Annotated in this window: 15 protein-coding genes; 6 read left to right on the top strand and 9 right to left on the bottom strand. The window is 70.7% G+C overall.

The genetic code is table 11. The features are described 5' to 3' along the window. Positions 1–84: 84 nt before the first annotated feature. Positions 85–348, top strand: a complete 264-nt coding sequence (locus ACZ6DL_RS20960) for a hypothetical protein (RefSeq protein WP_466053344.1) — start codon at positions 85–87, stop codon at positions 346–348. 32 nt (positions 349–380) lie between these two features. On the opposite strand, the gene ACZ6DL_RS20955 is transcribed toward ACZ6DL_RS20960, so the two are convergent. Beyond that, positions 381–1,019 (bottom strand): TetR family transcriptional regulator, encoded by a 639-nt coding sequence (locus tag ACZ6DL_RS20955; protein ID WP_393236528.1) that lies wholly within the window; start codon positions 1,017–1,019, stop codon positions 381–383. 174 nt (positions 1,020–1,193) lie between these two features. Between ACZ6DL_RS20955 and ACZ6DL_RS20950 the strand changes: the two genes are divergently transcribed. Both ACZ6DL_RS20950 and ACZ6DL_RS20945 read left to right on the top strand, forming a co-directional pair. Further along, entirely contained in the window at positions 1,194–1,736 is a 543-nt protein-coding gene (locus ACZ6DL_RS20950) for a VOC family protein (protein WP_466053342.1), read from the top strand. Between the two features lie 148 nt (positions 1,737–1,884). Beyond that, the gene (locus tag ACZ6DL_RS20945; protein WP_466053340.1) at positions 1,885–2,760 is read left to right on the top strand and encodes a TIGR03619 family F420-dependent LLM class oxidoreductase; all 876 of its coding nucleotides are present in this window, start codon (positions 1,885–1,887) and stop codon (positions 2,758–2,760) included. On the opposite strand, the gene ACZ6DL_RS20940 is transcribed toward ACZ6DL_RS20945, so the two are convergent. The 3 genes from ACZ6DL_RS20940 to ACZ6DL_RS20930 form a co-directional block, all read right to left on the bottom strand. Continuing rightward, entirely contained in the window at positions 2,738–3,628 is an 891-nt protein-coding gene (locus ACZ6DL_RS20940) for a fructosamine kinase family protein (RefSeq protein ID WP_466053338.1), read from the bottom strand. The two genes, ACZ6DL_RS20945 and ACZ6DL_RS20940, sit on opposite strands and share 23 nt — an antisense overlap. Beyond that, the gene (locus tag ACZ6DL_RS20935; protein ID WP_062970610.1) at positions 3,625–4,404 is read right to left on the bottom strand and encodes a helix-turn-helix domain-containing protein; all 780 of its coding nucleotides are present in this window, start codon (positions 4,402–4,404) and stop codon (positions 3,625–3,627) included. Before ACZ6DL_RS20935 ends, ACZ6DL_RS20940 begins: the two co-directional genes overlap by 4 nt. A 121-nt stretch (positions 4,405–4,525) precedes the next feature. Beyond that, positions 4,526–5,149 (bottom strand): hypothetical protein, encoded by a 624-nt coding sequence (locus ACZ6DL_RS20930; RefSeq protein ID WP_466053336.1) that lies wholly within the window; start codon positions 5,147–5,149, stop codon positions 4,526–4,528. 116 nt (positions 5,150–5,265) lie between these two features. Here ACZ6DL_RS20930 and ACZ6DL_RS20925 point away from each other — a divergent pair, with 116 nt between their 5' ends. Both ACZ6DL_RS20925 and ACZ6DL_RS20920 read left to right on the top strand, forming a co-directional pair. Then, a complete protein-coding gene (locus tag ACZ6DL_RS20925) occupies positions 5,266–5,628 on the top strand; it encodes an inorganic diphosphatase (RefSeq protein WP_466053783.1) in 363 nt (120 codons plus the stop codon). Between the two features lie 135 nt (positions 5,629–5,763). Beyond that, entirely contained in the window at positions 5,764–5,994 is a 231-nt protein-coding gene (locus ACZ6DL_RS20920) for a DUF6480 family protein (RefSeq protein WP_062970613.1), read from the top strand. 60 nt (positions 5,995–6,054) lie between these two features. Here ACZ6DL_RS20920 and ACZ6DL_RS20915 read toward each other — a convergent pair whose 3' ends face one another. From ACZ6DL_RS20915 to ACZ6DL_RS20895, 5 genes are all read right to left on the bottom strand, one after another. Next, complete coding sequence (locus ACZ6DL_RS20915) at positions 6,055–6,894, bottom strand: SDR family oxidoreductase (protein ID WP_466053334.1); 840 nt, start codon at positions 6,892–6,894, stop codon at positions 6,055–6,057. Positions 6,895–6,934: 40 nt separating this feature from the next. Beyond that, on the bottom strand, positions 6,935–7,495 hold the full coding sequence (locus ACZ6DL_RS20910; protein ID WP_466053332.1) for a hemerythrin domain-containing protein: 561 nt from the start codon (positions 7,493–7,495) through the stop codon (positions 6,935–6,937). A 19-nt stretch (positions 7,496–7,514) separates the two neighbouring features. Beyond that, the gene (locus tag ACZ6DL_RS20905; protein ID WP_466053330.1) at positions 7,515–9,296 is read right to left on the bottom strand and encodes a thiamine pyrophosphate-requiring protein; all 1,782 of its coding nucleotides are present in this window, start codon (positions 9,294–9,296) and stop codon (positions 7,515–7,517) included. Between the two features lie 69 nt (positions 9,297–9,365). Beyond that, entirely contained in the window at positions 9,366–13,988 is a 4,623-nt protein-coding gene (locus ACZ6DL_RS20900) for a cation-translocating P-type ATPase (protein WP_466053328.1), read from the bottom strand. Between the two features lie 80 nt (positions 13,989–14,068). Beyond that, on the bottom strand, positions 14,069–15,262 hold the full coding sequence (locus tag ACZ6DL_RS20895) for an alcohol dehydrogenase catalytic domain-containing protein (RefSeq protein ID WP_466053326.1): 1,194 nt from the start codon (positions 15,260–15,262) through the stop codon (positions 14,069–14,071). 372 nt (positions 15,263–15,634) lie between these two features. Between ACZ6DL_RS20895 and ACZ6DL_RS20890 the strand changes: the two genes are divergently transcribed. Next, positions 15,635–17,098: an aminotransferase class I/II-fold pyridoxal phosphate-dependent enzyme gene (locus tag ACZ6DL_RS20890; RefSeq protein WP_466053325.1), complete on the top strand. Its 1,464-nt coding sequence runs from the start codon at positions 15,635–15,637 to the stop codon at positions 17,096–17,098. The last annotated feature ends 8 nt before the right edge of the window (positions 17,099–17,106 follow it).

Genomic DNA, 17,106 nt, shown 5'->3' with positions numbered 1-17,106 from the left:
CAGTTTGCTCCGATCGGCCGAGGACCGCGGCACGGGGAGTACTGGGCGACCGACACCGTAATCGAACGACAGATCGGCCACCGCATGGAACAAGACGCCGACCTCGCCCAGGCCCGGGTCTTCTTGGAGTTGCTCACCCGGCGAGCCCAGACATTGGCGCGGGATATCGAATTCCCCTACCGCGGCGATCCCGCCGCCCGCCACGAGTTGCACAGCGAGTTGTGTGCCGTGCGCCGCTTCATCGACCGGTTGCACCGCAGATTCCCGGAAGCAGCGCGGCCACAAGCCGAGCGGCGGCGGGCCGCTGTCCCGGCGAACCGCGTCGGGGCGCGGCGGACGTCGGGTTGAGGCAGCCGTGCCGGTATCCGGCCGCGCCGGTGTCAGCGGCGCGGGGCGGCGGCGGGGTGGTCGTGGACGGGCACGGTGAGCATGGCGACGATCATGTCCACGATTTCCGCGGCGTCTCCGGGGTGAGCGGTGCGGACGCCCGACTCCAGGGTGCGCTCGTAGTCGGCGATCAACGCGAACATGACGGTGGCCATCGTCTCCAGGCGCTGTCTGCGCAGGCGCCGCGGCAGCCCGGTCAGCGCGGCGTCCAGGCGGGTGGTGATGATACGGACGGCGGCGCGGTCGGCGCCCGCGAGGCGGTGGGCGTCCGCCACCACGGGGTGGGTGCGCACGACGTCCAGGAACCGGCCTAGATGGGTCACCCGGTCGTGGCCGAGCAGTTCTAGGATCGGGGTGGCGAGCATGGCGACGAGGGCGTTCACGTCGTTGGCGCGGCCGTCGGCTTCGTGGGCGGCCAGCAACTGCATGCGGCGCTGTTCGAGCCGGTTCATCCGTCGCTCGACGATGGCTTCGATCAGTCCGGTGCGCGATTCGAAGTAGTAGTGCACCGCGGAGTTGTTGCGCTGACCGGCGGCGGCGGCGATGTCGCGCAACGGCACGTCGACGCCGCGTTCGGCGATGAGGCGTTCCCCGGCGTCGAGCAAGGCGGCGCGCGATTCGTCGCTCGGCATATCCGCACTGTACTAAACACGAACCTTGACGATGTTAAACACAGATGATTAATTGAACGGCGTGGATGATGTGGCGGTGGTCACCGGTGCCGCGTCCGGCCTCGGCGCCGCGCCGTGCCGTCTGCCGGCCGCGCCGGACGTCGCGGTCGTGGCCACCGAGGTGGTTGCCCACCGATGGTGTCCGAACTCGATGAGCCGCCTCGGGAGCCGGGGATGATCGCCGGCGGCCCGATCTTCCAACTGTGCTGGGTGGTGGCCGATCTGGCCGCGGCCACTCGGGCGTTCACCACTCGGTACGGAGTCGGCGACTGGTTCACCATCCCGGAGGTCCATTTCGGGCCCGATAACGCCGAACTGCGTGGGGCACCCGCCGATTACACGATCGGCGTGGCGCTCGGTTACGCGGGCGGGCAGCAACTGGAGCTGATCGAGCCGCGTGGCGGGGTGAGCCTGTATTCCGAGCACCTGGCAGGTTTCGGTCCCGGCCTGCATCACGCCGCCTGGGTGCCCGACGACTACGACGCCGCGCTCGCCGAGGCCACCGAGGCCGGCATCGAGATCGCCGCATGTGGCAGGTTCGAGGGCGTCGGGATGGAGTTCGCCTACCTCGACGGGGGGCCGATCGGCTCGTACATCGAACTGCTGCGGCTCTCGCGGGAGATGAGGGCGATGTTCGACCACCTGATACCGGAAGGCTTCACCAACCCATGGCAGTAGGCGGTGATCCACCGGAGGGCCTCGACACCATCGAGGCGGCCCGGTTCCGCTTGCGGCAGTACCTCTCACGTCTCGGCGCCGGCCCATTCCCCGGGCACCGGCGCCGGGACCCGCGCGGCGCGCTGGACGCGCCAGGAAGGCGAGCACTATGCGCTTCACCTACGCCGAGACGATGACCGATCCGTCGTATTACCTCGCACTCGCCAAAGCCGCCGAGGAGGCGGGCTACACCTCCATGGCGGTCGCCGACAGCGTCGCGTATCCGAAAGAGTCCGACGCGAAGTATCCCTACACCCCCGACGGCAGCCGGGAATTCCTGGAGGACAAACCGTTCGTCGAGGCGTTCGTGCTCAGCGCGGCGATGGCGGCGGTCACCACCACGTTGCGTTTCACGCCGTTCGTGCTGAAGCTGCCGATCCGGCCGCCCGTGCTGGTGGCCAAGCAGGCAGCTTCGGTCGCCGCGCTGAGCGGCAACCGGTTCGGGCTGGGCGTCGGCATCAGTCCTTGGCCGGACGATTTCGAGATCATGGGGGTGCCGTTCGACAAGCGCGGCGCGCGGATGGACGAGTGCATCGACATCGTGCGCGGGCTCTCGGCGGGCGGCTACTTCGAATACCACGGACAGTTCTACGACATTCCGCCGATCAAGATCAGCCCGGTGCCGACCGAACCGGTGCCGATCCTCGTCGGCGGGCACAGCAAGCCGGCGTTGCGCCGGGCCGCGCAGCGCGGCGACGGGTGGATGCACGCCGGTGGCGACGGCGCCGAACTGGACCGGCTGCTGGCCGAATTGGATACCCTGCGCGCGGAGTACGGCACCCGCAAGGATTTCGAGGTGCATGTGATCTCGCTGGACGGGTTCACCGTCGACGGCATCAAACGCCTCGAGGACAAAGGGGTCACCGACGTGATCGTCGGCTTCCGGCTTCCCTACACCACCGAGCAGGACACCGAGCCGCTGGAGACGAAGATCGCCAACCTGTCGCGCTTCGCGGAGAAGGTCATCGCGCGGGTCGGCGGGTAGGCCGGGACGCGAGCGCCGCGGTGGCCGCGGCGAGGGTCTGCGCACGGTAGCCCGCCCCGAACAGCACGAGGTGCACCAGCAGCGGGTGCAGTTGATGCAGCGGCGTGCGGGTTCGCCATCCGTCGGCGAGCGGATGGGTCTCGTGGTAGGCGGCCTGGATGCGGTCCAGGTGCGGAATGCCGAAGAGGGCGAGCATGGCCAGGTCGGTCTCGCGGTGGCCGGCGTGCGCGGCGGGATCGATGAGCATCGCCCGTTCCCGCGTCCACAGGACGTTGCCCGACCACAGGTCGCCGTGGATGCGGGCCGGTGGTTCGGCGGGCCCGGCCAGGTCATCGAGGCGATCGATGACGCGCTCGATCAGGCGTGTTCCGTCTTCGCCGAGATGCGGGGCCGCCCGGGCGAGGTAGGGGGTGAGGCGATATTCGGCGTACCACCGCGACCACGGTCCGCTGGTCGGGGTGTTGGGCAGGGGCAGGTTCGCGATCCAGCCCTCCCACGGTGCACCGAGCCACTCGGCTCGGTGGGCGTGCAGTGTGGCCAGTTCGCGACCGAATCGCTCGGCGGCCGCGGGGGTCGGGCCGGTTTCCTCCAGCCACGGCAGCACCAGCATCCGGTCGTCGACGGCCAGCACCTCCGGCAGCAAGGCCCGGTTGCCGTCGCCGGAGCCGGTGGCGGTGTCTCGCAGCCAGGTCAGACCCGCCGCTTCCGCCGCGAAGACGGGTGTCGGCTCGGCCGTCGCCTTCACGAACAGCGCTCGGCCGTCGGCCGTTTCGGCGCGGTGCAGTGTCCACGCGTGATGGGCGCCGAGGTCGGTGACGGCGCGCACGGGCACGGTCAGCAGCGCCGACAGCTGGGCCGCGCCGCTCACCGGGCGCCCGCGGTGAGCCGCTTCATGGTGTCCTCGTCGGCGGGGAAGAACGACTCGATGGCCAGTTCGGCGACGGTGACGTTCATCGGGGTACCGAACACCGTGGTGACGCTGAGAAACGACAGCTCGTTCCCGTCATGGTCGATCCGCAGCGGGACCACCGCCTGGTCGGGTTCGGGGACGGCGAGTTCCACTTCGCCGCCGGGATAGGACCGCAGCTCCTCGAGCAGATCGGCCAGGTCCCGGGACCCGGTGACCTCGGCTTGACGCGCCAAGCGGGCGAAGATGTGGCCGCGCCACTCGGCGAGGTTGCGGATGCGGCCTGCCATGCCGTCGGGGTGCAGGCTCAGGCGCAGAGCGTTCACCGGCGGTGTCACCAGTGCCGGATCGATGCCCGCGATGAGCACGGACACGCCGCTGTTGGCGTCGACCATCGTCCAGTTCTGGTCGATGGCCAGCGCGGGGTAGGGCTCGTGACCGGCGAGGATCTGGCGCATGGCACCGCGAACGGCGTCCATGGCGGGGGTGTCCAGGCCGGGTTGCGCGTAGGCGGGAGCGTAGCCCGCGGCCAGCAGGACGCGGTTGCGCTCGCGCAACGGGATCTCCAGATGCTCGGACAGGTGCACGATCATGGTGCGGCTCGGGGTGGCGCGCCCGGTTTCGATGAAGCTCAGATGCCGCGCCGAGGTGTCGGCCCGTCCGGCCAGTTCCAGCTGGCTCAGCCTGCGTTCCAGACGCCAATGTCGCAGCAGGTCACCTGCCGTTGGGGTACTCACGCCCCGATCCTACGAACGGCCGCGGAGCGTGGCCATTACGTCTCGGGTAATGGCCACTACCCCTGCGCGGGACGCGGATACCCGGCCGGAAAGCTCGTTTTCCGGCCGGACGTCCGTGCTTTCACGCCATCTCGGGTACGCGCAGGTGCGCGAAGGCCAGATCGAACTCCCCCACCTCCAGGACGTTGGCGCCCACCCGTTGGGTCGCCGTGGCCCTGATCTGATTGGTCTGCTCGCGGCTGCCGTCCATCGCCTGCCGGTTCTCCCACACGGTCGCGCCCACCGCTCGGCCGCTGTCGCGGTCGATGAACAGGCTCGCGCTGCAGAATCCGTCGAGCATCTCCGTCTGCGGCAGCACTTCCGTCTTGAACATGTCGGCCAGCCGGTCGACCTGGGCCGGATCGACCTGGACCCAGGTGCAGCGGGTGCAGGCATCGTTGCCTGCCGGGTGGTCACGGTGCATCACCGCGATCTCCCACTCCTCCACGCGCTCGGCCCGCCCGCCGAGGCGCCGGGCCATGCCCTCACGCAGTTGCTGGACGCGTCCTCTGCTGGCATGCAACGCCTCCTCGCTCTCCCAGGAAGTCGTGGCGATGCAGCGTCCCGTCGACCGGTCGGCCATCAAGGACAAACCGACCCACCCCTGGATCTCGGACAGATTCGGCATCAATTCATCACGCAGATATGCGAGCCCGTCGTCCATCGATGACGGTTGCGCCGCGATGGTGCTGGAACGTGCGTACACGGGCCACCTCCTGCCCTGTCAGGGTGGCGCCCCGGTGGCGCCACCGGACATAACTCACCTTCCTCCAGCCCACGCCCGCACGCAATGCCCGCACCCGTGGGCGCAGTGCCTGTCCGATATGGCGGTGCGCTTCCCGAGGGCCCGAGCGAGCTGCCGTAGCCTCGGACGATGACCGACGGGGGGCCAACTACGGCTACGTGCCGCTCACCCGTGCTCCCGATGGGCAGGAGCTCGACGCCTACTTTCTCGGACCGTCCGAACCGCTGGTTTTCGCGCGGGGACGTTGCGTCGCGATCGTCCACCGGCTCTACGACGATGACGACAAACTGGTCGTCGTCCCGGCGGGCAGTCCCGTCCCGGACGACGCGGCGATCGATGCGGCGGTCGCGTTCCAGGAGACCGCCGGCCACTATGTCCTCGTGCGGAACCGCCCGGCGACAGGTGGACGCGTGCCGATTGGGCGCGCGGATATCGGGTAGGACCCGGGCATGGAACTGTTGGTGATTCTCGCGCTCGCGGTGCTGGTCGGCGCCGTGATCCTGTATCGGAAGAGGACCGGCAAACGGCCCGGCGCACCCGAGGTGCCGGGCAACGACGGCGAGTAGGGAGCGGCTATGAGTGCGATGGACCCCGATCCCGCGAAAACCCCCGATCTGGAACCAGGCGGCGGAGTAGCGCCGGGCGCGACCCCGCCGGACACCCCGCAGACCTCCGGGCTGTCGGCGCCGGAGCCCAGCACCAGCCATCACTTCCCGGTCACCGGGGTCGTGGCGATGCTCATCGGGGCGTTGGTGATCCTGTTGTTCCTCGCCGTGGCGGTGGGCATCGTGGTGTCGATGCTGTGACCCGCCCCCGCTGCCGGTCGGCCGTCACGGCCGACCGGGCGGGTCATCGTGCGCGGAACGTCACAGGATCGGCCTGCCACCGGTGACCGCGATGCGAGCGCCGGAGATGTAGCTGCCGTCGTCGGAGGCCAGCATGACGTAGGTGGGCGCCAATTCGGCCGGTTGACCGGCGCGGCCCAACGGCGTGTCGTCACCGAACTTCGCGACCTTCTCGACCGGCATGGTGGAGGGGATCAGCGGGGTCCAGATCGGTCCCGGCGCCACGCTGTTGACCCGGATTCCCCGTTCGCCCAGCAATTGCGCGAGGCTGGCGGAGAAGTTCGCGATGGCGGCTTTGGTCGCGGCGTACGGGGCCAGGGTCGGCGAGGGCATGTCGGAGTTGACCGAGGAGCTGCCGATGATCGACGACCCCGCAGGCATGTGCGGCAGCGCCGCCTTCACCAGGTAGAAGTAGGCGTTGATGTTCAGTTCGACGGTGTGCTCGAATTCCTCGTCGCTGATCTCCTCCAGCGTCTGGTGTGTCATCTGGAAGGCCGCGTTGCTCACGAGGATGTCGATCTTCCCGAATTCCCGCACGGCCCGATCGATGACGGCGCGGCAATGGGCGGCCTCGGACAGGTCGCCGGGCACCAGGACGGCTTTGCGCCCGGCCTGCGTCACCAGCTCGGCGACTTCCTTGGCATCCTCGTCCTCGTCGAGGTAGGAGATCAGCACGTCCGCGCCCTCGCGCGCGTAGGCGATCGCCACCGCCCGGCCGATTCCGCTGTCGGCGCCGGTGATGACGGCGGCCTTGCCGGTCAGTTTGCCGGAGCCGCGGTAGCTGTCCTCACCGCAGTCCGGCACGGGGGTCATCCGGGCCTGGATGCCGGGAACTTCTTGCTGCTGCTCGGGAAACCCCATGTCGGTGTTCTCCTTCTCCGCTTCGTGGGCTTGGGATGGTTCAGGTGTCCTGGTTCTGCCGCCAGTCGCGCACCGCGTCGCGAGCCCGGTCGAACACCGCCAGTGGCGGGCCGGCCAGCAGGTTCGCGGCCGCGGACTCCCCCGCGTGGGGGTGCGGGCGGGTGGGTGCCACGGCTTCGGCGGCGCGTACCGAGCCCGCCATCCGCCGCAACTGGCTGGTCGAGAACTGCGCGCGCAGCAGGGTGAACTCCTCGGTCTCCTCGTGCGCGGCGTGCTCGGCCACGGCGTCGGCGAACTTCGCGAGCCGGGCGTCGAAATCGGGATGGTCCACCCCCAGGTCGTACAGGTCCGCGAGGGCGCGTTTGGCCGCGTTCTCCTCCTCCAGCCGCGGCTGCACGATGTCGGCGTCCGCGCCGAAACGAGCCCGCCCGGCGACCGGATGCACGACCTCCTCTTCGGCGCTCTCGTGCACGGCCAGCAACCGCACCAACTCGGTGAACAGATCCTGTTTCCCGTCCTCGCCCGCCTTCAGCCGCGCCAGCAACGCGAAGATCTCCTCGTGCTGGGCGGTCAGCAGCTCGACGACATCCTGTTCGGTCATCGCACACTCGTTTCTGTCGCTACGGAATGAACTCCTGGACTTTGGTTTTCGCACCCTGCGCGATCAGATGCCAGGCGTCCGGGTCGCCGCGCAGCACGGCTTCGGCGGTGTCCTTCATCTGATCCCAGGTGGCGTGCGGCGGGATGGGCGGCACGTCGGGGTCGCAGTGCACGTCGAGCACCACCGGGCCGTCGGCGTGCAGGGCGCGGTCCCAGGCCGGCCCGAGATCCTCCGGCGTCCGCACGGTGATGCCGGTCAGGCCCGCGCTGCGGGCGACTTCGGCGTAGGAGACGTCGGGAAGGGCCTGCGACTGCTCGAATTTCGGTGCGCCGCCCATGGCGCGCAGCTCCCAGGTGACCTGGTTGAGGTCGTTGTTGTGGAAGACGCAGACAATCAGGCGCGGATCACTCCAACGGGGGCGGTAGCGGGCGATGGTGAGCAGTTCGGCCATCCCGTTCATCTGCATGGCGCCGTCGCCGACCAGCGCGATCGCGGGCCGGTCGGGGTGGGCGAACTTGGCACCGATGGCGTAGGGCACGCCGGGCCCCATGGTCGCCAGGGTGCCCGACAGCGACCCGCGCATCCGGCCGCGCAAGCGCAGGCAGCGGGCATACCAGTTGGTGGAGGACCCGGAATCCGCGGTGACGATGGCGTCGTCGGGAATGCGCTCGGACAGTTCCCACACCACCCGCATGGGGTTGACCGGGTGGGCATCGAGCAGGGATTGGCGTTCGATGGTCTGCCACCAGCGGGCGACGTTCTTCTCGATCTTCTCCCGCCAGCCGCGGTCGTCCTTGCGCCGCACGAGCGGAATCAGTTCCGCCAACGTCGATCTCGCGTCGCCGACCAGGTTCACCTCGGTCGGGTACCGCATGCCGATCATGGCGCCGTCGATGTCGATCTGCACGGCGCGCGCCTGCCCGAATTCGGGCAGGAACTGGCTGTAGGGGAAGTTCGATCCGACGATCAGCAGCGTGTCGCAGTCGCGCATGAGTTCGTAACTGGGCCTGCTGCCGAGCAATCCGATCGCTCCGGTGACGAAAGGCAGATCGTCGGGCAGGACGTCCTTGCCCAGCAGAGCCTTCGCCACGCCCGCGCCGGTGCGCTCGGCGAGCTCCACCACCTCCTCGGCGGCCGAACGGGCGCCCTGCCCGATCAGGATCGCCACCTTGGATCCGGCGTCGAGCACCTCCGCGGCCCGCCGGATGTCCTCGTGCGCGGGAATCACGCGCCCCGCGGCCTGTCCGGGCGGGCTCGACGGCACTTGTTTGAAGGCGTGCTGCGGTGGCTCGTAGGGCTGCTCCTGCAGATCCGAAGGCAGGATCACCGCGGTCGGGGCCCGCCGCGCGATCGCGACCCGGAATGCGCGGTCCAGCGCATTGGGCAATTGACTGGCAACATTCACCTCGACCAAGTAGTCGGACGCGACGTCCTTGAACAGGTTCTGCAGATCGACTTCCTGCTGATAGCTGCCGCCCATCGCGCTACGGGCGGTCTGCCCGACGATCGCCACCACCGGGACGTGATCGAGTTTCGCGTCGTACAAACCGTTGAGCAGATGGATCGCTCCAGGGCCCGAGGTCGCGGTGCACACGCCCACCTTGCCGCTGAATTTGGCGTATCCGGTGGCCTGGAACGCCGACATCTCCTCGTGGCGGGCTTGGATGAACGCCGGATCGTCATCCGCGCGGCCGAAAGCGGCGATCAGGCCGTTGATCCCATCGCCGGGATAACCGAAGACCTGCTCGACGCCCCACTCCCGCAGACGTTGCACGACGTAGTCACCGACCTGTTGAGCCATGGGGTCCTCCTGTCCTGTGCCGGTGGCAGGGTCCGTCGCCCGGCGGGTACCCGGGCGGTGCGGCGCCAATCAGCGCGCCGCCGGCGCTGGTGGCTGCGGCTGGGGCAGCAACCGAGGAAGCAGCACGGCGGCGGCGGTGGCGGTCGTCGCGCAGGTCGTCGCGATCCCCCATCCGACGGGATCCAGCGGGCGGCAACCGAAATAGGTGCACAACCCCGGTGTCATCACCACCGCGCCGAGCACCGCGCCGCTCGCCGCCGTGGTGAGCCACACCAGCGGGCTGCGGTAACCGGAGACCAGCGTCTGGCCGAGTTGGGTGCCGATGAGCGCGACCAGGCCGATGGTCGCGGCGCGGCGCTGCGTGCCGGTCACGCGGCCGAGGGTCCACGCGACCGACGCGCTGGTGGCCGTCGCGACACCGCGGACGCCGAGGGTGTGCAGCAGATCCGTACCCAGTTGCGCACGCGGGAGTTCGGCCAGGCGTTCGGATGCCCGCTCCGCCTGGGCCTTCGGGTCGTCGGTGTCGTCGGGATCGACCGCGTCCCCGTCGCGCGACAGCGCCAGCGCCATCGCGGGGAACATGTCGGTGAGCATGTTCACCAGCAGGAACTGCCGGGTGCCCAGCGGCGCTCGGCCGCTGACGGCGGTGCCGTACAGCGTGAAGGCCACTTCGCCCGCGTTGCCGCCGACCAGCACACCGACCGCGTCGGTGACCCGCTGCCACATGCCGCGCCCTTCGACGAGGGCATGCAACAGCACGAGGGGGTCGGGGCGGGTGAGCACCATGTCGGCGGCATTGCGCGCGGCGATGGAACCCTGTGCGGCCAAACCGATTCCGACGTCGGCGGTGCGAATGGCGGCGGCGTCGTTGCTGCCGTCGCCGGTCATGCCGACGACGTGACCGGCGCGGCGCAGCGCCGCCACGATGCGCACCTTCTGCTCGGGATCGACGCGGGCGAAGACCGTGCCCTGTTCGATCAGCTCGGCTTGGGCGGTCTCGTCGAGGCGGTCGAGATCCGCGCCGGTCACGACCTCACCCGCGTCGATGCCGAGCTGGCGGGCCACCGCCGCCGCGGTCACCGGATGGTCGCCGGTGATCATGCGCACGCTGATGCCGTTGCGTTGCAGCGCGGTGACCAGCGGCAGCGTTTGCGGGCGTGGGGCGTCGGCGAGGCCGAGGAACCCGAGCAGGGTCAGTTCCACGACCGCCGCCTCGACGTCGTCGGGTTCGGTGGAAAGGTCGCGCCGGGCCACCACCAGCACCCGCAGGCCCTGCTCGGCCAGATCGCGCACCGCGCGTTCGGCGCGTTCGCGCATGCGCTCGTCGAAGGGGTGGTCGGTGTCGTTCACCCGCACCCTGGTGCAGCGCGACAGCACGACTTCGGGTGCGCCCTTCGCGATCAGCCGCAGTCTGCGGGCGGTGTGGCCGAGGGTGGCGGCGTATCCGCGGTTGGATTCGAACGGGATCTCCTCGATCGCATCCCACTGCCGGGCGTCGTCACCGAGTATCTGGGCCGCGGCGTCGACGACGGCGCGGTCGGTGGCGTGCGCGATCGGTCCCTCGGTGGGATCGGGGCAGGCGCGGGCCGCGGCTCGCAGCAGACGGTGCGCGTCTTCGGAGCCCGCGTCCGGGGACCACTGGTCGTCGAGATCGGCGAGAGTGGTCAGGCGCAGCCGCCCCTCGGTGAGGGTGCCGGTCTTGTCGAAGCACAGGGTGTCCACCCGGCCGAGGGCCTCGACGGTGCGGCTGGCGCGCACCAGCACACCGTGGCGCGACAGCCTGCGGGCGGCGGCGAGCTGAGCGACCGTGGCCACCAGCGGCAGTCCTTCGGGGACCGCGGCGACCGCGACCGCCACGCCGTCGGCGATGGCGGTGCGCAGGGGCCTGCCGCGCAGGATGCCCAGCCCGGTCACGACGCCGCCGCCGGTCAGGGTCAGCGGCAGGGCGCGGTCGGTCAGGCGGCGCAACTGCGCCTGCACACCGGCCTTCTCGGGCGGAATGGCTCCGGCGGCGGCGCGGCCCGCCTGGGTGTCGTGGCCGACGGCCACGACGATCGCCCGCCCGGTGCCGTTCACCACGGTGCTGCCTTCGAAGACCATGCAGGCGCGGTCGGCCACCGACGTGCCCGGCGTGGCGGGGACCTGCTTGTCGACGGTGATCGACTCGCCGGTGAGGCCGGATTCGTCCATCTCGAGGTCGTCCGCGCGCAGCAGCCGCGCGTCGGCGGGGACCACGTCCCCGGCGCGCAGCACGATGACATCGCCCAGTGCCAGCAGGTTCGCGGGCACGCGGGTTTCGCGCGGTTCGCCCGTGTCGAGTTCGGCGCGATCGATCACCCGGGCGGTGAGCTGCTCGCCTTCGAACAGCCGGTGCAACGCGCCCTCGGCGCGCTGCCGTTGCCAGGCGGACACCAGCGCGTTCACCGCGAGGACCGACGACAACAGCACGGCGTCCGACGGGGCGCCGAGCACGGCGGTGGCGACCGCGCCGACGCCGAGGATCGGGGTCAGCGGGTCGGCCAGTTCGCGGCGCAGTTGGCCCGCGAACGACGCCGCCGAGCTGAGCACGCGCACCCCGGGGATGCGGGCGGCGGTGTCCGGCTGGGCTCGTTCCCGCACCGGCCCGGGCTGCGGCAACCGGCTCAATACCTCGCCGGGTTCGAGGGCGTGCCAGGGCAGCAACGGGGCGAGGGTGGCCGGTGGCTCGGTGCGTGCGGTGCGCCATCCGGTGTAGGCGCCGCTGAGCAGACCGGTGTAGTGGGCGGCGGTCATGGGCGAGGCCCGGCCCGCGCTATCGGGGGCGACGGCCAGCAGCAGCCCGCCCAGCGCGGCCGCCGACAGCGCCAGCGAACGGCCGCGTTCGCTCACCTGCCGGGCGGGGGCGATGGCGGCGATGACGCGGTGCGCCTGTCCGAGGTCGCGGCAGACCGCGTCGGCGGTCCAGGGCATCTGTAGGGCGTTGTCTTCCCGCATGGCCAGACCGATCCCGACATCGGCGCAGGCCAGGGCCTTGTGAGCGCGGGGGCTCAGCACCGCGACGACGTGACCGTCCTGTTGCAGCGTGCGCACCCGCTCGCTGAGCGAATGGGATGGGGAGACGAATTCGTCGGCCATCGACCGCAGTTCGGCGGCGTCGGCGCCCGCGGCGAGGGTGACGCGCAGGCCCGCGCTGCGCGCCCGGCTCAGCAGCGCGTGTGCCCGCCGGTCGAGTTCGCGGCCGATCAGGACTCGTCCGACCGGTTTGCCGTTGTCGTGGAGTTCGCGCCACACGGGGCGGGGCGTGGCACCGTCGTCGGGTTTTCCGGTGGCCGGGTGCACCAGTGTGCGGTGGCCCCCCGACGACAGGTAGCGATCGGTGTCGTCCGGCTGTGCTTCGTTGTCCGCGCCTTCGCCGGCCTCCCGCTCCCACAGCAGCCGCTGGCCCGCGCTCCACACGTCGGCGACCGACCATCTCTGGTCGGTCGTTTCGGCGTCGAGCACCAAGCGGCGGGAGGTCAGCAGCGATTCTCCGTCGATGATCAGGGCGGACAATCGGTCCAGTCGCCGCCAGACCCGCGGGTGCAGCGTCAGCACACCGGCGCGGCCGAGCACCGTGGAGACGAGGGCGCCGTAGGCCTCCCGGCTGGCCCGCGCCGCCTTGGGCGCACCGAGTTCCAGCGCGTCGGCGGCGCCGAACAGGCCGCGGCCGCCGAGGACGGAGGTGACCGCACCCACCAGCGCGCCCGCCGCTGTCTCGTCGGCGACCCGCTCGATCGGTCCCTGCGGCATCTCGACCACGCGGGTGGACGGTGACAGCGGATCGCACACTTCCGCCGGACGGCGGTCGATCTCGGTCTCCCAGTGGCGCCACTGCGCGTACCTGGTCATCGACTCGGTCAGGGTGAAACCGCGATGCACCGCGTCGATGACCAGATTCGCCGTGCCCGCCGCCGCGCTGTTGCCCAGGGCGTTGCCGATGGCGTTGGCGGTGGTGAGCACCATGTCCGTGCGTGGACGGCCGAGCTGTTCCTCCAGCCGTTTGCGCAGCCGGGGCTGGGTGTCGACGAAGGCCGCCGCCGCGCGCAACATCCGGGCGGGCCCGCGCAACGGCAGCACCGCGCCCACCGCGGACAATCCGATCGCACCCACGTCGCCTGCGACCTGGATCGCGGCCGCGAGCAGTGGTTCCCGATCTCCGGGGTGCTCGCAGCCGCGGCTCCAGTCCAGGTCGCCGACCGCGGTGTCCGCCTCGACGGACTCGATGGCCGACACCAGGGCGGGCAGGTCGGCCGCGCCGTGCTCGAGCGCGGCGACGACGCGGCCGGTCACCGCGTTCACCCGCCACCAGCGCACATCGCGACGCCGGTCCAGCGTCCGGTGCAGCGCCTGCGTGACGTCTCCGCTCTTTCCGGAGTCCAGCCCGCGCACCTCGACGGTCGCCCGGTCCTCGTAGAGCGCCACACGGCGGCGCGAACGCAGCGCGTGTGGATCGATCAGCGCAGCGAACTCGTCGCGCAACTCCTCGTCGCGTCCCAGGTTCAGCAGCGACGCGCCCGCCCGCGCGCCCGCGGCCACCGCCTGCACCGGCGCCTGGGCCGCTTTGGTTCCCAGATCGACGACCTTCTCCACGCCGGCGCGGGCAATCTCCGCCGCCACGGAGGTCGGCGCCTCGAGCCACCACGGTGAGACGACTCCGCGCAGTAAAAAGCTCATACCCGGCAGCTACCCAGGCAAAGACAGAGCAAACCGTCCGCGGCCGCGGTCTCGGACCTCGGCCGGGGCCGGTGCGCCGGTCAGTTCGTGGCGGTCGGGTCGAGCACCACCTTCACCGCACCGTCGGTCTTCTGCTGGAACATCGCGTAGCCCTCCGCCGCGGCGGTCAACGGCAGCCGATGGGTCGCGAAGGTGTCCACGCCGAGCGGGTCGCCGTCGCCCAGCAGCGGCATGATGTCCTCGACCCACCGCTTGACGTTCGCCTGGCCCATCCGCACCTGGATCTGCTTGTCGAACAGCACCCGCATCGGCAACGGGTCGAGCATGCCGCCGTAGACGCCGATCACCGAGATCGTGCCACCGCGCCGGACGATGTCGATCGCGGAGTTCAGCGCCGCGAGCCGGTCCACGCCCGCGGTGTCCATCACCTTCTGGGCCACCAGATCCGGCAGGAACGCCGCCGAGCGCTGGGCCGCCGACGCGATCGGCGACCCGTGGGCCTCCATTCCCACCGCATCGATCACCGAGTCGGTGCCGCGGCCCTCGGTCCAGCCGCGAATGATGTCGCCGACCGGCTCGTCGACGGCGCCGATGTCGATCACCTCCACACCGCGCGCGGCCGCCCGCGCCAGCCGTTCGGGCACCCGGTCGACACCGATGACGCGATAGCCACGATGCGCCGCGACCCGGCAGGCCATGTCCCCGATCGGGCCGAGGCCGAGCACGGTCACCGACCCGCCGTCGGGCACCGCGGCGTATTCCACCGCCTGCCAGGCGGTGGGCAGAACGTCCGACAGGTACAGGAAGCGGTCGTCGGCCGGTCCCTCGGGCACCTTGATATGGGTGGCGTCGGCATGCGGCACCCGCAGATACTCGGCCTGGCCACCGGGCACCTGCCCGTAGAGCTTGGAGTAGCCGAACAGGGCCGCGCCGCAGCCGTATTTGCGGACCTGCGTCGTCTCGCACTGGGTGGGCAGGCCGGTGCGGCACATGTAGCAGGCGCCGCAGCTGATCTGGAACGGGATGACGACGCGATCCCCGCGAGCCAGGCCGGTGACGGCCGAGCCGGTCTCGACCACACGTCCCATGGGTTCGTGGCCGAGGACGTCGCCGTTGCTCATGTACGCGCCGAGCACTTCGTACAGGTGCAGGTCGGATCCGCAGATTCCGCTGGAGCTGACCTCGATGATCGCGTCCGTCGGGGCCTCGATCCGCGGATCGGGCACCGTCTCCACGGCGACTTTGCGCCGCCCTTGCCAGGTCACTGCCTTCATCCGCGCGCTCCTCCGGTCGAAGTCGATACAGTCCCCGTCCTACCCGGACGCCAGTGCCCGAAACGACCGGCGACCGGGTTCGCCCGGACGAACCCCGGTCAGCGCGGAACGCGACCGCATCGCCCGGCCCCGGAGGGCGCGACGTATGGTCGCCTCCCGCCCGGGGTGCCTCGCCTGGACCTGGATCCGGTCGCCGATGTCGAGCGGTGGTCGCCGTCGGGGGGCGGTCCACACACCGACCGACACATCCCCTTGCGCGGCAGGCGGATTCGGGACGCTGTCGGAGACCGCCGCGGTTGGGGGTGCGCGGGATGCCATGAGCCGGCGGTGCGCCGGATGTGTGCCGCCGCCGATCCGGGGTAGGCGGAAGCCGTGGACCATACACGAGCTCCTCTCCTGGAAGCGCTTGCCGACTATCACCGGCTGGGCCGCTACGGCTTCACGCCGCCCGGGCATCGGCAAGGACGCGGAACCGACGAACGCGTCCTGGAGGTGATCGGCCGGGACGCCTTCGCCTCCGACGTGCTGGCCACCGCCGGGCTGGACGACCGGCTCTCGCGCGGCGGCTATCTCGCGCGGGCCGAAGCGCTGATGGCCGACGCGGTCAGGGCCGAATCGGCGTTCTTCTCCACCTGCGGCAGTTCCCTGTCGGTCAAGGCGGCCATGATGACGGTGGCGGGCGGCCACGACGGCGGCCTGCTCGTGGCACGCGACAGCCACAAATCCGTCGTCGCCGGGCTCGTCTTCTCCGGTGTCCAGCCGCACTGGATCACGCCGCGCTGGGATGCCGAGCACCATTTCGCGCACCCGCCCTCGCCGCAGCAGGTCCGCGAAGCGTGGGACGCGCACCCCGGCGCCGCGGGGGCGCTGATCGTGAGCCCGAGTCCTTACGGCACCTGCGCGGACATCCCGGGCATCGCCGAGGTATGCCACGAGCGGGGCAAGCCCCTGATCGTCGACGAGGCCTGGGGCGCGCACCTGCCCTTCCACGAGGACCTGCCGACCTGGGCGATGGACGCGGGAGCGGATCTGTGCGTGGTCAGCGTGCACAAGATGGGCGCGGGCTTCGAACAGGGCTCGGTGTTCCACCTGCAAGGCGATCTCATCGACCCGATCCGGCTCAGCGAATGCGCCGACCTGCTGATGACCACCAGCCCGAACGTGCTGGTCTACGCCGCGCTCGACGGCTGGCGCAGGCAGATGGTCGAGCGCGGCCACGAACTGCTCGGTGACGCCCTGCGGGTCGCCGAACAGGCCAGGCGGCAACTCGCCGAGATACCGGGAATCGAGGTGCTCGAAGACGAACTGCTCGGTGCGGAAGCCTCGCACGACCTCGACCGGCTGCAGGTCCTGATGGACGTCTCCGGCACCGGGGCCAGCGGCTACCAGGCCGCGGACTGGTTGCGCGAGCACCGCCGCATCGACATGGGGTTGAGCGATCACCGCCGCCTGCTGGCCACGCTGTCGATGGCCGACGACAAGGACACCGTCGACACCCTCATCGACGGCATCGCCGCCTGGCGCGACCAGCTGACCGATCCCCAGCCGCCGCGTATCGACCTCCCCTCACCCGAGGACCTGCAGCTCGAGACCGTGATGCTGCCACGCGACGCCTTCTTCGGCCCGGTGCAGACGGTGGACGCGCGCGACGCCGTCGGCCGGATCGCCGCCGAGCAGCTCACGCCCTACCCGCCGGGCATCCCGGTGGTCGTGCCCGGGGAACGCATCGATGACGCCGTCGTCGAGTACCTGCGCACCCGGCTCGACGCGGGAATGAACGTGCCCGACGCCGCCGACTCCCGGCTGCGCACGATCCGGGTCGTCGCCCGCGACTGAATCGGAAC

The organism is Nocardia sp. NPDC041819, assembly GCF_055590505.1.
Note: the sequence above shows the minus strand (reverse complement) of the source record. Positions and strands in the feature narration are given on the sequence as shown.

Bases quoted from the DNA above. Each gene is read 5' to 3' on its own strand.
- ACZ6DL_RS20960 (WP_466053344.1), top strand. From the start codon at position 85: ATGGAACAAGACGCCGACCTCGCCCAGGCCCGGGTCTTCTTGGAGTTG.
- ACZ6DL_RS20955 (WP_393236528.1), bottom strand. From the start codon at position 1,019: ATGCCGAGCGACGAATCGCGCGCCGCCTTGCTCGACGCCGGGGAACGC.
- ACZ6DL_RS20950 (WP_466053342.1), top strand. From the start codon at position 1,194: ATGGTGTCCGAACTCGATGAGCCGCCTCGGGAGCCGGGGATGATCGCC.
- ACZ6DL_RS20945 (WP_466053340.1), top strand. From the start codon at position 1,885: ATGCGCTTCACCTACGCCGAGACGATGACCGATCCGTCGTATTACCTC.
- ACZ6DL_RS20920 (WP_062970613.1), top strand. From the start codon at position 5,764: ATGAGTGCGATGGACCCCGATCCCGCGAAAACCCCCGATCTGGAACCA.
- ACZ6DL_RS20915 (WP_466053334.1), bottom strand. From the start codon at position 6,894: ATGGGGTTTCCCGAGCAGCAGCAAGAAGTTCCCGGCATCCAGGCCCGG.
- ACZ6DL_RS20910 (WP_466053332.1), bottom strand. From the start codon at position 7,495: ATGACCGAACAGGATGTCGTCGAGCTGCTGACCGCCCAGCACGAGGAG.
- ACZ6DL_RS20905 (WP_466053330.1), bottom strand. From the start codon at position 9,296: ATGGCTCAACAGGTCGGTGACTACGTCGTGCAACGTCTGCGGGAGTGG.
- ACZ6DL_RS20900 (WP_466053328.1), bottom strand. From the start codon at position 13,988: ATGAGCTTTTTACTGCGCGGAGTCGTCTCACCGTGGTGGCTCGAGGCG.
- ACZ6DL_RS20895 (WP_466053326.1), bottom strand. From the start codon at position 15,262: ATGAAGGCAGTGACCTGGCAAGGGCGGCGCAAAGTCGCCGTGGAGACG.